General features: G+C 33.9%; 15 protein-coding genes. 11 read left to right on the plus strand and 4 right to left on the minus strand.

What is annotated here, in order from left to right; genetic code table 11:
• The first annotated feature begins 72 nt into the window (after nucleotides 1–72).
• The 4 genes from Q0783_RS13695 (at nucleotide 73) to Q0783_RS13710 (ending at nucleotide 3,892) form a co-directional block, all read left to right on the plus strand.
• Nucleotides 73–762, plus strand: a complete 690-nt coding sequence (locus Q0783_RS13695) for a DUF2490 domain-containing protein (RefSeq protein ID WP_298757246.1) — start codon at nucleotides 73–75, stop codon at nucleotides 760–762.
• 72 nt (nucleotides 763–834) lie between these two features.
• Entirely contained in the window at nucleotides 835–1,869 is a 1,035-nt protein-coding gene (locus Q0783_RS13700; protein ID WP_298896033.1) for an o-succinylbenzoate synthase, read from the plus strand.
• A gap of 2 nt (nucleotides 1,870–1,871) precedes the next feature.
• Nucleotides 1,872–2,816 carry a CPBP family intramembrane glutamic endopeptidase gene (locus Q0783_RS13705; RefSeq protein WP_298896035.1) on the plus strand — a complete coding sequence of 315 codons (945 nt, stop codon included), beginning with the start codon at nucleotides 1,872–1,874 and terminating at the stop codon, nucleotides 2,814–2,816.
• 14 nt (nucleotides 2,817–2,830) lie between these two features.
• Entirely contained in the window at nucleotides 2,831–3,892 is a 1,062-nt protein-coding gene (locus Q0783_RS13710) for an AMP-binding protein (protein WP_298896037.1), read from the plus strand.
• Here Q0783_RS13710 and Q0783_RS13715 read toward each other — a convergent pair whose 3' ends face one another.
• The gene (locus Q0783_RS13715; protein WP_298896040.1) at nucleotides 3,893–5,161 is read right to left on the minus strand and encodes a nitrate/nitrite transporter; all 1,269 of its coding nucleotides are present in this window, start codon (nucleotides 5,159–5,161) and stop codon (nucleotides 3,893–3,895) included.
• A 1-nt stretch (nucleotide 5,162) separates the two neighbouring features.
• Nucleotides 5,163–6,791 (minus strand): carboxyl transferase domain-containing protein, encoded by a 1,629-nt coding sequence (locus Q0783_RS13720; RefSeq protein ID WP_298896041.1) that lies wholly within the window; start codon nucleotides 6,789–6,791, stop codon nucleotides 5,163–5,165.
• Nucleotides 6,792–6,934: 143 nt separating this feature from the next.
• Here Q0783_RS13720 and Q0783_RS13725 point away from each other — a divergent pair, with 143 nt between their 5' ends.
• The 7 genes from Q0783_RS13725 (at nucleotide 6,935) to ettA (ending at nucleotide 11,847) form a co-directional block, all read left to right on the plus strand.
• Nucleotides 6,935–7,465, plus strand: a complete 531-nt coding sequence (locus Q0783_RS13725; RefSeq protein WP_298896043.1) for an NAD(P)H-dependent oxidoreductase — start codon at nucleotides 6,935–6,937, stop codon at nucleotides 7,463–7,465.
• Between the two features lie 3 nt (nucleotides 7,466–7,468).
• Nucleotides 7,469–7,750: a GNAT family N-acetyltransferase gene (locus tag Q0783_RS13730; protein ID WP_298896045.1), complete on the plus strand. Its 282-nt coding sequence runs from the start codon at nucleotides 7,469–7,471 to the stop codon at nucleotides 7,748–7,750.
• 10 nt (nucleotides 7,751–7,760) lie between these two features.
• Complete coding sequence (locus tag Q0783_RS13735; RefSeq protein WP_298896493.1) at nucleotides 7,761–8,198, plus strand: MarR family transcriptional regulator; 438 nt, start codon at nucleotides 7,761–7,763, stop codon at nucleotides 8,196–8,198.
• Between the two features lie 58 nt (nucleotides 8,199–8,256).
• Nucleotides 8,257–9,129, plus strand: coding sequence for a pirin family protein (locus Q0783_RS13740; RefSeq protein ID WP_298896047.1), 873 nt, complete (start codon nucleotides 8,257–8,259; stop codon nucleotides 9,127–9,129).
• 15 nt (nucleotides 9,130–9,144) lie between these two features.
• Entirely contained in the window at nucleotides 9,145–9,861 is a 717-nt protein-coding gene (locus Q0783_RS13745) for a pirin family protein (protein WP_298896049.1), read from the plus strand.
• Nucleotides 9,862–9,973: 112 nt separating this feature from the next.
• Nucleotides 9,974–10,156: a CAL67264 family membrane protein gene (locus Q0783_RS13750; protein WP_230935402.1), complete on the plus strand. Its 183-nt coding sequence runs from the start codon at nucleotides 9,974–9,976 to the stop codon at nucleotides 10,154–10,156.
• Entirely contained in the window at nucleotides 10,156–11,847 is a 1,692-nt protein-coding gene (gene ettA / locus Q0783_RS13755; RefSeq protein WP_298757284.1) for an energy-dependent translational throttle protein EttA, read from the plus strand. Before Q0783_RS13750 ends, ettA begins: the two co-directional genes overlap by 1 nt.
• Nucleotides 11,848–12,038: 191 nt before the next feature.
• Here the strand turns inward: ettA and Q0783_RS13760 are convergent, their stop codons facing one another.
• Nucleotides 12,039–12,275, minus strand: a complete 237-nt coding sequence (locus tag Q0783_RS13760; RefSeq protein ID WP_298896051.1) for a hypothetical protein — start codon at nucleotides 12,273–12,275, stop codon at nucleotides 12,039–12,041.
• Nucleotides 12,276–12,379: 104 nt separating this feature from the next.
• Entirely contained in the window at nucleotides 12,380–13,177 is a 798-nt protein-coding gene (locus tag Q0783_RS13765) for an MBL fold metallo-hydrolase (protein ID WP_298896053.1), read from the minus strand.
• Nucleotides 13,178–13,243 lie beyond the last annotated feature (66 nt).

Raw genomic sequence — 13,243 nt, forward strand, 5'->3', positions numbered from 1 at the left:
TCTGTATATTTACAGTTTTCAATTTTTAAGCAAAAATTACAGATATTAATTTTGCAATGAAGTTAACAAACTATGAAATTAAAACTCACCTTACTTATTATTTTATTCATTTCGGTAAAATCAATCGCTCAAGTAGAATCTGGTAAAACAGGTGCTTGGTATATGTATTTTTTCGATCATCAATTTAAAGAAAGTCAATTTGGAATTCAAGGCGATGTTCAATATCGTAATTGGAACTTAGGTGGCGATTTAGAACAATTGCTGCTGCGTTCAGGAGTTACTTATAGACCTAAAGGAGTAAATGCAAAATTTACATTGGGTTATGCTCACATCACAACAGGAACATTTGGCGATAGTGATGATACATCAACAGAGAGTAGAATCTATCAGGAAGCACTCTTGCCTCACAAATTAGGAAATCGTGTATATCTTACGCATCGCTTTAGATATGAACAACGTTTTGTAGAAGATCAAGATTTCAGAACTCGATATCGTTATAACTTATTTATGAATGTGCCTTTTAATAAGAGTACTTTAGAAAAAGGAGCTTTATATGCTGCTTTATACAATGAATTATTTGTTAATGGTCAGCGTGATATTGGAGATAATAGAGAGGTTGAGTTTTTTGACCGTAATCGTACCTATCTTGGCGTTGGTTATGTGTTGAAACCTGGTATGAAATTTCAATTGGGTTGGATGAATCAAAAAACAAACGGTGTTGGAAAAGCACAACTACAATTGAGTTTTCATCATAATTTCTAATAAGAATCGTCATACATCTTGCGCTTAGATTTAGTATTTTTGTAGCGAATTCATCTACTGAATTCATAAACTATGATTGCAACTTACAAACCGTATATACTCAATTTTAAAAAAGCCAGTGGTACTTCTAGAGGGATTTTGAAAACTAAGGAGACTTGGTTCATTGTTCTTAATGATCAGGGTAAAATTGGCATAGGCGAATGTGGTATGTTTAAAGGTTTGAGCTGCGATGATAAGCCAGATTTTGAATCAAAATTACAATGGGCTTGTGAACATATTGATTTGGGATTGGAAGTATTATTGGATGAGCTTGTTACATTTCCTAGTATTCAATTTGGATTGGAAATGGCATTCAAGTCCTTGTCAAGTGATTCTGGTTTTGATTTGTTCCCTTCAGAATTCACAAAAGGTCATGCGTCTATACCTATTAATGGCCTCATTTGGATGGGGAGTGAAGGCTTTATGAAAAGTCAAATTACCGAAAAGCTTAATGCTGGTTTCAATTGTATTAAAATGAAAATTGGAGCTATAGATTTTGAAACCGAATTAAATCTGTTGAAATCTATTAGGAAAGAGTTTTCGGCAAGTGATATTGAGTTACGAGTTGATGCCAATGGAGCTTTTTCTCCAGATGAAGCGTTAGAAAAGTTAAAGCGATTATCAGAATTTGATTTGCATTCAATCGAACAACCAATTAAACAAGGACAATGGGAAAATATGGCCCAATTATGTGAGAACACGCCTTTGGATATTGCTTTAGATGAAGAATTGATTGGTGTATTTTCTAATAATAAAAAGAAGAAATTACTTGAAAGTATTAATCCACAGTATATCATTTTGAAACCGACTTTAGTTGGAGGTTTTAAAGGAAGTCAAAACTGGATAGATCTCGCAGATCAGCAACAAATTGGTTGGTGGATTACAAGTGCCTTAGAAAGTAATATTGGCTTGAATGCCATAGCGCAATGGACATATATGCTTAACAATGATTTGCCACAAGGTCTTGGAACAGGTAGTTTGTTTACAAATAATTTTGATTCGCCATTAGTAGTAAAAAATGGTACATTGCGTTACGAAAAGCATACATCTTGGAATTTTAATATTTAACTATGAATTATTTACAACAAGCGTACAAAGGAGAAAATGAAGGATGGAAAGTGATTTTGACAGTTTTAATTGTATCTGGTCTCTTTATATTTAATCTAATTTTTTTAATATTTTTTGGTGATGGTTTTGATGTTATAGAAGAGCAAAAAAAAATGTTAGAGTTAGTGCCAAGTAAAAACTTTTGGTTGGCCATTAATTTGTTGCCTTTTGCAGTGCTATTGCTACTTTTATTTTTATTGGTTAAATTTTTGCACAAACGAAGCATTAAGTCGTTAACTACAGCACGAAACAAAATAGACTGGAAGCGTGCTTTCTTTTCATTCTCACTAATTGTTGTCATCACACTTGGGTTATTTGCATTTAGTTACTTTTCAGACCCTTCTTTCGTTGAGTTTCAATTGGACCCTGTAAAATTTACCATATTGGTTATTGTGAGTTTACTTTTATTTCCTCTTCAAATTGGTTTGGAAGAGTACTTATTTAGAGGTTATTTAATGCAGCAGCTTGCTGTTGTAGTAAAAAACAGATGGTTTCCTTTGATATTGACTTCAGTACTATTTGGAGTGCTTCATGGTGGAAACCCTGAAGTAGATGAAATGGGACCGATTATTATGATATTTTACATTGGAACAGGTTTAATGCTAGGTATTATGACATTAATGGATGATGGCTTAGAATTGGCTTTAGGCTTTCATTTAGGAAATAATTTGTTGGCTGCTTTATTAGTAACTTCAGATTGGTCTGCTTTGCAAACAGATGCTGTTTTTAGATATACTGCTGAAGAGGCTACCAATCAAGTTTCTGAGATTTTGATTCCTATTTTAGTAATATACCCAATTATTCTATTCATATTCGCCAAAAAATATAAATGGCGTAATTGGAAAGCCAATTTATTTGGTAGAGTTATAGAACCTGCTCAAGAAGACTACAAAATTATAGGCGAATAGCATTCCATAATTTTATGACACCTACATTTGATAAAATACATTTAAGATTTAAGCTAAATGGTATCCATTACAACCATGAAGAACTTAAAGAGATAGCCTACAGTTTAGTTAAGGAAGGTGACGACTATGAGCAAGTAATTGGCAATTTTCTATTAGATTGGATAGATGATAAAGACCATGTTTTGGTGAATACTTCTGGTTCGACAGGATTGCCAAAAACGATAATGCTTAAAAAACAAGCCATGGTTAATTCGGCAATAATGACAGGCGATTTTTTTGGATTACTACCAGGAGATAAGGCGTTGCATTGTTTGCCAAGTCAGTATATAGCAGGTAAAATGATGCTTGTTAGAGCTATGATACTAGGACTTGAATTGGATTTGGTGTCTCCTTCTACGATACCAGCTTATGATAATTTAAAGCACTACGATTTCTGTGCGATGATTCCGTTACAACTTAAAAACTCATTACAGCGTTTAACGAATATTAAAACGCTAATAGTTGGAGGAGCCTCAGTGTCTAAAGCGCTAAAATCAACACTACAGAATGTAAAAGCAAAAGTCTTTGAAACCTATGGAATGACTGAAACGGTTAGCCACATTGCAGTGAGACAACTTAATAAAAATTCTGATAATGCATATTTTCAAGTGTTACGTGATATCCAAATATCTACAGATGATAGAAGCTGTTTAATAATAGATGCTAAAAAACTGTCTGATGAGAAAATAATCACAAATGATATTATAGAGATAGTATCATCAACAGAATTTAATATTATTGGTCGTTTTGATAATATGATTAATTCTGGTGGTGTGAAATTATTTCCTGAATTAATAGAGGCAAAGCTTCAAGATAAAATCAAAACACGTTTTTTTATTACTTCAGAAGCTGACAAAGACCTTGGGCGAAAAGTTGTTCTTGTATTAGAAAGTGACTCAAATGTGTTAGAACCTTTAGTGTTTCAAGATTTAAAAAAGTTTGAGGTACCCAAATCAGTATACCATATTTCAAAGTTTATCCAAACTGAAACAGGAAAGCTGCAACGACAAAAGACTTTGGAAGCAGCAATTAATTAACTATTTTTTTGTGTGTTTATATAACATAAAAGAAGCGATACATCCAACTACAGCAAATGCAGCCATGATACCAAATACAATCTGGTGTCCAGTTTCCAGACCTTTATATGCATCTAAAAAATAACCATACAAAAGACCAGCAAAAATATCTGGTGTATAACCAACAATAGATATAAACCCTACAGCTGTACCTGTAATTGCTAATGGAATCTTTGCCTCTTCCAACGTTGCAAAGTAGAGTACTCTTGCCGAATAAACGCCTAAGGCCATAGTTCCTATAGATAATACAAATAATAATGTCGAGCTATCACTAATAATACCTGAAGCAAAAATAAGGCTAGTAATTGTCATTAATAAAAATCCAATGATAATCCATAAAGAGGCTCGCGTACGATCAGCTAATAAACCAATGACAACTCCAATAACAGGTCTCATATATAGAAGATATGTACCAATAGTTGCAGCTTCAATCTTATTATAGAGCATAACTTCTTCGGCATATAGACTAAAAAGATCTGTCATTTTATAACCGTAATAAGCGCATAATATAATGATCATGAGCAACCAAACAGATTTGTACTTTATGACAAGTTTAAAATTGTCTAAAGTGATGGTCTTTTTTGCAGGTTCTGTTTTTGCAGTATCATTGGTTTTAAACCTCAAAAAGAAAAATACTAAAAGTGCAATCCCCATTACCGCAAAAGAGGTGTAAGTAATGACATGTTTAAACGCTTCTCGACGTTCAGCTACAGAGGTGAGTTCAATATCTTTTGTAATGAACAACGAAAAGATTAATACACCAGCAGATCCAAATATAGCAGCAACTAAACCACGACCACCATCTAAAAACCCAAAGGCAATTCCTTGTTTATTAGATCCTCCCCAAATTCTAGTCGCTTTGATCATAGCTGCCCAAAACAAGAAAATAGTAGTAAATCCCCAAAAACCATAGAGTATATGTAGATTGGCAAGTGATGGATATGTTGCAAGATATAAGCCACCAAGTGCAGTAAGCATTAAGGCTACAGACATAAGTATATGAGGTCGAAACTTATCTGCTAATGGACCACCAAATAAATAAGAAAAAAGTGCAACGGTTCCGTAAGCAGAAAAACAACTTCCTATTTCAAATTGACTTATACCAAAAGACTCGAGAAAAGTAGTTCTAAAAATACGCACTAAAACAAAGGGTAAAATAAAAACAGCCTCAGCCGCTAATATTAATAATATTATAACATAGGTGGGCTGTTTGTTTGTAGTTTGCTGCATCTTATACTTGCAACACTCCCATATTAAAAGGTCTTTCGATAGGAGCGTGGTTAGCAGCTTCTATTCCCATACTAATCCAGGTTCTAGTATCTAACGGATTAATAACTGCATCAGTCCAAATACGTGCAGCCGCATAATATGGCGATACTTGATTGTCATATCTGTTTTTAATTTTATCAAAAAGTTCTTTTTCTTTTTCAGGTGTAATTTTTTCACCTTGTTTTTCCAGTGAAGCTTTTTCTATTTGTAATAGTACTTTTGCTGCACTATTTCCACTCATTACTGCTAATTCGGCACTAGGCCAAGCTACAATTAATCTTGGATCATAGGCTTTTCCACACATGGCATAATTTCCAGCTCCGTAACTATTTCCTATCACAATGGTAAATTTGGGAACCACAGAATTACTTACAGCATTTACCATCTTAGCACCATCTTTAATGATTCCACCATGCTCAGATTTACTGCCAACCATAAATCCAGTTACGTCTTGCAAAAAGACCAACGGAATTTTCTTTTGGTTGCAATTCGCAATAAAACGTGTTGCCTTATCAGCACTGTCATTATAGATCACACCACCAAATTGCATTTCACCTTTTTTAGTTTTTACGAGCTTACGCTGATTGGCCACAATACCTACAGCCCAGCCATCAATTCGCGCATAAGCAGTGATAATAGTTTGACCATAGCCTTCTTTGTATTCATCAAATTCAGATGTATCAACTAAACGTTTGATAATCTCTCTCATATCATATTGATCTGCTCTTGAACGTGGCAATATACCAAAGATGTCTTCAGGTTTTTCACTAGGTTTTTTTGCGGTAACACGGTTAAAACCAGCTTTATCATAATCGCCAATTTTATCCATTAAACGCTGGATGGTTTCTAGAGCGTCTTTATCATCTTTTGCCTTATAATCTGTAACTCCTGAAATTTCGCAATGGGTTGTCGCACCTCCTAATGTCTCATTATCGATGGTTTCTCCTATAGCGGCTTTCACTAGATAACTTCCTGCTAAGAAAATACTTCCCGTTTTATCTACTATTAGAGCTTCATCACTCATAATAGGTAAATACGCACCACCAGCAACACAACTTCCCATAACAGCAGCAATTTGTGTAATTCCCATGCTGCTCATCACGGCATTGTTTCTAAATATGCGTCCGAAATGTTCTTTATCGGGAAAAATCTCATCTTGCATTGGTAAATACACACCAGCCGAATCCACCAGATATATTATTGGAAGTCTATTTTCAATTGCAATTTCTTGAGCTCTTAAATTCTTTTTACCTGTAATTGGAAACCAAGCTCCAGCCTTTACTGTAGCATCATTGGCAACAACTATACATTGTTTTCCTTTTACATAACCTATTTTAACGACCACACCACCAGATGGACAACCACCATGTTCTTTATACATGTCGTCTCCAGCAAAAGCACCAATTTCTACAGAAGATGCTTTTGCATCAAGAAGATAATCGATACGTTCTCTTGCTGTCATTTTACCTTTGGAGTGATGCTTTTCTATACGTTTTTCACCACCACCAAGTTTAACCCGAGCTAAGCGTTTTTTTAAATCTGAAAGGAGTAATTTATTATGATCTTCGTTTTTATTGAAGTTTAAATCCATAGTGTATTTTATTTCCTACGAATTTACGAAACCCATAACGGATTAAAAAGTGAATAATTTGTTAAAATTAATAACATGGAAATAGTTTCCTAGGAATATATAATTTTTTTATTGTATATTTGTACCATCAAACAATAAGACCTATGAAAAAAATAATAACATTTGCAGGAAGCAATAGTAAAAAATCAATTAACAAAGAACTAGCAATTTATGCGACAACTCTGGTTGAAGATACTGAAGTAGACGTTTTAGATTTGAATGATTTTGAATTACCTTTATACGGAATTGATTATGAGATAGAACATGGTATTCCAGAAAATGCGTATAAATTTTTAGAGCATATTAAATCTTCCAACGGTATTGTTTTATCATTGGCTGAACATAATGGTGCTTATGCAACAGTTTTTAAAAACATTTTTGATTGGATGTCACGTATTGATGGTAAATTATGGAGTGATAAACCAATGCTATTAATGGCTACATCACCTGGAGGTAGAGGAGGTGCTACAGTTTTAGAAATTGCCAAAGGACGTTTCCCTTATATGGGAGGAAATATAGTAGGAACTTTTTCTTTACCTTCTTTTGGCACAAACTTTCAAGACGGAACAATAATCAATCAAGAATTGAATGCGCAATTGACTGAAGAAATTAAACAATTTCAAAACAGTTTATAAGTTATGGATATAAAACACACAGATACAGGAAATAAAGGTCGATTTTATTATGAAGTTGATAGTGTTGAAAAAGGATTAATGACCTATAGTCACGCTGGAGCAGATAAGATCATTATTGATCATACCGAAGTTGATCCATCTTTAAAAGGTCAAGGTATTGGCTATAGATTAGTTGAAGCCTCTGTTAACTATGCAAGGGAACAACAAATTAAAATTTTGCCTTTATGTCCTTTTGCTGCAGCAGTATTCAAAAAGAGAACTGAATATAGTGACGTTTTATTTTAAAATTTAAATGATGGGAGATTTAGCAAAAGATATCAATTCTAAGTTTGAAAATAATAGGGTGAAAGCCATGCTTAATATTATTTATACAGCTAATTGGATTACAAGTTGTCAAAATGAATTTTTTAAAGACTATGGCATTTCTCCACAACAGTATAATATTTTAAGAATTTTGAAAGGAGCTGGAGAACCATTAAACGTTCAGATTATTAAAGACCGAATGCTAGAACGCTCACCTAATGCAACACGCTTGATGGATAAACTTTGCGCGAAGGATTATATAGAACGATTGCCTTCAGCACATGATAGACGTGTAGTTAAGATAGCAATAACTAAAGAAGGTATTGCTTTATTAGAATCTATTCCAATGAATTTCAATAAGGACCTTCTTAAAAATTTAAATGAAAAAGAAGCAGAACAATTAAGTGATTTGCTAGATAAAATGCGATGATCGTATTTTTTTAATCAAATATTTTCCATGGAAACTATTACAATGAAAGGATATAAAAATGAAATTAAATACAATAAAAAGGGCAGGTAAGAGCCATTTCGTAAATATGGGGCCTATTAGGCTGCGACAACCATTTCCAACACAAGCTATTGAAATGATAGATCCATTTATATTGTTACATCACTATGGGCCTTATGAAATTTCAAAAGCAAATAATCCGTTTGATCTTGGCCCACACCCTCACAGAGGGTTTGAACCCGTTACGTTTTTAGTACAAGGTGAACAATTACATCGTGATTCGTTAGGCCATCAAAGTGTTGTAAAAGCTGGCGACGTACAATGGACAACTGCTGGACGTGGTATTATACATGCTGAAGGTCCAACAAAAGAACTAGTTGAAACGGGAGGGATAATCGAAGGAATTCAATTATGGTTAAATCTTCCTGCAGAGAAAAAAATGATGCAAGCTAATTATCAGCATGCTAAGCATGAAGAGTTTAATGTGATTATTTCCGAAGATAAGAATGTAGAAACCAGAATTATTGCTGGAGAATTGCAAAACTCTTTTGGTAAAATAGCAACGCAAACAGCTGTAAATGCCTTCATGATTGATGCTAAAGCTGGAGGAGAACAAACAATCACCTATTCTAATAAACATCATGGTATGTTGTATCTCCTTCACGGAAAAGTAACTGTAAATGATGTTGAATCTATTGAATTGGATAAAAACCAATTAATGGAGTTTCATCAGGATGGAGATGGTTTTTCTATCAAGGCAGAAAGAGATAGTAAATTGTTGTTCTTATCAGGAGAACCAATTAAAGAGCAAGTTGCAACGTACGGACCTTACGTTATGAATTCACAAACAGAATTATTGGAAGCCATGCGAGATTACCAAATGGGTAAGATGGGATTTCTTCCAGCTAATTAATAAAAAATAAAGATTATGAAAACAATAGTTCACAAAGCAGATACTAGGGGATTTGCAGACCATGGATGGTTAAAATCGCATCATACTTTTAGTTTTGCGAGTTATCAAAATCAAGAACGAATGAATTTTGGAGCACTTCGTGTTTTGAATGATGATGTGGTTAAACCAAAAATGGGATTTGGAACACATCCGCATCAAAACATGGAAATCATTTCCATTCCATTAAAAGGTGCCTTATCGCATAAAGATAGTATGGGAAATAAACGCGCCATCGAAGTCGGTGAAGTTCAAGTCATGAGTGCTGGAACTGGATTAACACATTCTGAATTTAATGACAGCAAAACAGACGAGGTTAATTTTCTTCAGTTATGGATTATCCCAGAGCAAATGAGCGTTGCCCCAAATTATGAGCAACGTGTTTTTCCTTCCGAAGAAAAGAAAAATAAGCTTCAAACAGTAGTGGCGCCTAAAGATAAATTGGTAGGTCAGGCGTTACCAATTAGTCAACAAGCTTATATCTACAGAACAAATCTTGATGCACAAAAGAGTATTGATTTACAAGTGAAATCTGGTCAAAACGGATTTTATGTATTTGTGGTTGATGGCGAAATTGAAATTGCTAATAATACGCTTGTCAATAGAGATGCTATTGGTATTTCTGAAACAGAAAATCTTGACATTAAAGCGACTAAAGATTCCGAATTGATTATCGTTGAGGTTCCTATGAACTAATCCACTATAATTGGTTAGTAGCGAAAAAAAGCATTCTGTCACAGAATGCTTTTTTTTAGTTTAAAATCACGATATTTGTGTTTAGACTAACTATCTAAAATTAAGAAAAAATATGGCTATGAATAAAAATACTGTGCTGGCATGGGCCACCACAATTATGGTAATAGTAGGATTAGGTTTAATAGCATTAGGTGCCTTTCGATATGATGAAGTTGCTGGTTGGGGATTTGCAGCCGTTGGTATTGGATTTTTTGCTATTGCTTGGGTGTTTAACGCTTTAAAAGGAAGAGTATAATGAGTGACGATAAAAAGGTAATCTTCTCAATGTCTGGTGTTACAAAGACATTTCAATCTGCAAATACACCAGTACTTAAAAATATTTATTTAAGCTTCTTCTACGGAGCTAAGATTGGAATCTTAGGACTTAATGGTTCCGGTAAATCAACATTGCTTAAAATTATTGCTGGTGTAGATAAGAACTATCAAGGAGACGTTGTGTTTTCACAAGATTATTCTGTTGGATACTTAGAACAAGAACCAAAACTTGATGACGAAAAAACAGTGATGGATGTGGTTCGTGAAGGTGCTGCCGAAACTGTAGCTATTCTTGATGAGTATAATAGTATTAATGACCAATTTGGTTTGGAGGAAGTCTATAGTGATCCAGATAAAATGGAAAAACTGATGAACCGTCAAGCCGAACTTCAAGATCAAATAGACGCGGCTAATGCCTGGGAATTAGATACCAAGCTGGAAATTGCTATGGATGCATTACGAACTCCAGATGGTGACAAGAAAATTGCTGTACTATCTGGTGGTGAACGTCGACGTGTTGCATTATGTCGTTTATTATTACAAGAACCAGATGTATTGTTATTAGACGAGCCTACCAACCATTTAGATGCAGAGTCTGTACATTGGTTAGAGCATCATTTAGCACAATATAAAGGGACTGTTATTGCGGTAACTCACGATAGATATTTCTTAGATAATGTTGCTGGATGGATTTTAGAGTTGGATAGAGGCGAAGGTATTCCATGGAAAGGTAACTATTCGTCTTGGTTAGATCAAAAATCCAAACGTATGGCTCAGGAAAGTAAAACTGCATCTAAGCGCCAAAAAACCTTAGAGCGTGAGTTAGAATGGGTGCGACAAGGTGCTAAAGGTCGACAGACCAAGCAAAAAGCACGTTTAAAGAATTATGATAAACTCATGAGTCAAGATCAAAAACAACTTGATGAGAAATTAGAGATTTATATTCCAAACGGACCACGATTAGGTACAAATGTTATTGAGGCTAAAGGTGTAAGTAAAGGTTATGATGATAAGCTATTATATGAAGATCTAAACTTTAATTTACCTCAAGCTGGAATAGTTGGTGTTATTGGACCAAATGGTGCTGGTAAAACCACTATTTTTAGAATGATAATGGGTGAAGAAACACCAGATAAAGGAGCGTTTCAGGTTGGAGAAACAGCAAAAATTGCTTACGTTGATCAATCGCACTCTAATATTGATCCAGAAAAAACAATTTGGCAAAACTTTAGCGATGAGCAGGAATTGGTTATGATGGGCGGAAAACAGGTAAATTCAAGGGCGTATTTAAGTCGTTTTAATTTCTCAGGTAGCGAGCAAAATAAGAAAGTAAGTTTGTTGTCAGGAGGAGAACGTAACCGCTTGCATTTGGCAATGACGCTTAAAGAAGAAGGCAATGTATTGCTTTTAGATGAGCCTACTAACGATCTTGATGTCAATACATTAAGAGCATTGGAGGAAGGTTTAGAAAACTTTGCAGGATGTGCTGTGGTGATTTCTCACGACAGATGGTTCTTAGATCGTATCTGTACACATATATTAGCTTTTGAAGGGGATAGTCAAGTTTATTTCTTTGAAGGAAGTTTCTCAGATTATGAAGAGAATAAAAAGAAACGTTTAGGAGGTGATTTAATGCCTAAGCGTATCAAGTATAAAAAATTAGTAAGATAAGTGTATATCTTATAAAACTAAAAAGCCAGCAATTGCTGGCTTTTTTATTGTTCTTTTATTTGTTTTTTGAGTTTTTCATTTTCCTTTTTTAATGAATAAACTTTAACTAGGTTTATAATTAATAATCCTAGTATGGTAACTATAGCTATGGATAATATTGTAGTAATTTTTGAAAGATTGGTATCCATCTTCTAGCTGTTGTTATTATTATCATATAAGTGGCCCTCAGTGAAATCTTGATAGCTTTTATCTATTTCAGATTTATAAAAACTGCTATCTGTTAATCTTTTGTTTTCTGCCTTTAGCTTATACATTTTTATAATAGCTATGGCAATGAAAATTAAAAAAATAGAAGCAGTCACGATAAGAACTATGGTAAGTTGCATCGTGCTTACAAGGGAAATATTTGAAGTATAAGTAGTTAGCATTAAACTAAGTTTGTCTTGATTTGGTGTTCAAATATACAATAATATTTAAAAAACAAGTTATTTATCTATAAAAAGTTACACTTAATCGATAAAATTGATGTGTGTTAATTATACCAATCCAATTGCACAACGTCTATATCCTCATCGCCTTGATTGATTAAAGTCTTAAATTTTGAGACATCGCTCATACCATCTTTTCCACGATAATGGTAAGGATAAACGGCTTTTGGTTTGAATTCTAATACGGCTTCTGCAGCTTTATCAACCGTCATTGTCCAAGGAAGATTCATACATACAAAGGCTTTGTCAATATTTTCGAGAGCTCTCATTTCAGCAATATCCTCAGTATCTCCCGAAATATATATACGTTCATTCCCAATTGTTAACACATAACCATTACCTCTTCCTTTAGTGTGGAACTGTAAAGCTTCTTCTCTTAAATTGTACATAGGTATAGCTTCAACATCAAAACCATTTAAAGTTGCCGAGTCACCATTATTTATAGTCATTAGTACCTTAGCTTTTAAATCTTCAGGTAATTTACCCATAACGGTTTTTGGACCAATAATCGTGGCATTAGATAAATCTAAGGCTTTTAATGTTTCTAAATTGAGATGATCACCATGTATATCGGTAATTAAAACAAAATCTGGCTTAGAGAATGAAGCAAAGGCTTTCGCTCCTCCTGTAGGATCAACATAAATATCAATATCTCCATAGGATAATACCATGGTGGCATGAGAAATAGGATGTATGTCTAATACCTTTTCTTTGTCAGAATTTTCAGCAACAAGTTCACTGTTATCGGCTTCTGAAGTTTGATTATTGCTTTCTTTTGAGTCTGTTTTACATGAAAAAACAGAGAAACAAGTCACAATTAATAAAAGATTCAAATATTTCATAGGATATCATTTTTGAAAACTTAAAGATAATTACAAATCGAATGCGAATAAAGTTTGTAACAAAAT

The organism is uncultured Psychroserpens sp. (assembly GCF_947500255.1).
Lineage (GTDB): Bacteria > Bacteroidota > Bacteroidia > Flavobacteriales > Flavobacteriaceae > Psychroserpens.

Coding starts and splice junctions, on each gene's coding strand:
- Q0783_RS13695 (WP_298757246.1), top strand. CDS start 73: ATGAAATTAAAACTCACCTTACTTATTATTTTATTCATTTCGGTAAAA.
- Q0783_RS13700 (WP_298896033.1), top strand. CDS start 835: ATGATTGCAACTTACAAACCGTATATACTCAATTTTAAAAAAGCCAGT.
- Q0783_RS13705 (WP_298896035.1), top strand. CDS start 1,872: ATGAATTATTTACAACAAGCGTACAAAGGAGAAAATGAAGGATGGAAA.
- Q0783_RS13710 (WP_298896037.1), top strand. CDS start 2,831: ATGACACCTACATTTGATAAAATACATTTAAGATTTAAGCTAAATGGT.
- Q0783_RS13715 (WP_298896040.1), bottom strand. CDS start 5,161: ATGCAGCAAACTACAAACAAACAGCCCACCTATGTTATAATATTATTA.
- Q0783_RS13720 (WP_298896041.1), bottom strand. CDS start 6,791: ATGGATTTAAACTTCAATAAAAACGAAGATCATAATAAATTACTCCTT.
- Q0783_RS13725 (WP_298896043.1), top strand. CDS start 6,935: ATGAAAAAAATAATAACATTTGCAGGAAGCAATAGTAAAAAATCAATT.
- Q0783_RS13730 (WP_298896045.1), top strand. CDS start 7,469: ATGGATATAAAACACACAGATACAGGAAATAAAGGTCGATTTTATTAT.
- Q0783_RS13735 (WP_298896493.1), top strand. CDS start 7,761: ATGGGAGATTTAGCAAAAGATATCAATTCTAAGTTTGAAAATAATAGG.
- Q0783_RS13740 (WP_298896047.1), top strand. CDS start 8,257: ATGAAATTAAATACAATAAAAAGGGCAGGTAAGAGCCATTTCGTAAAT.
- Q0783_RS13745 (WP_298896049.1), top strand. CDS start 9,145: ATGAAAACAATAGTTCACAAAGCAGATACTAGGGGATTTGCAGACCAT.
- Q0783_RS13750 (WP_230935402.1), top strand. CDS start 9,974: ATGGCTATGAATAAAAATACTGTGCTGGCATGGGCCACCACAATTATG.
- ettA (WP_298757284.1), top strand. CDS start 10,156: ATGAGTGACGATAAAAAGGTAATCTTCTCAATGTCTGGTGTTACAAAG.
- Q0783_RS13760 (WP_298896051.1), bottom strand. CDS start 12,275: ATGCTAACTACTTATACTTCAAATATTTCCCTTGTAAGCACGATGCAA.
- Q0783_RS13765 (WP_298896053.1), bottom strand. CDS start 13,177: ATGAAATATTTGAATCTTTTATTAATTGTGACTTGTTTCTCTGTTTTT.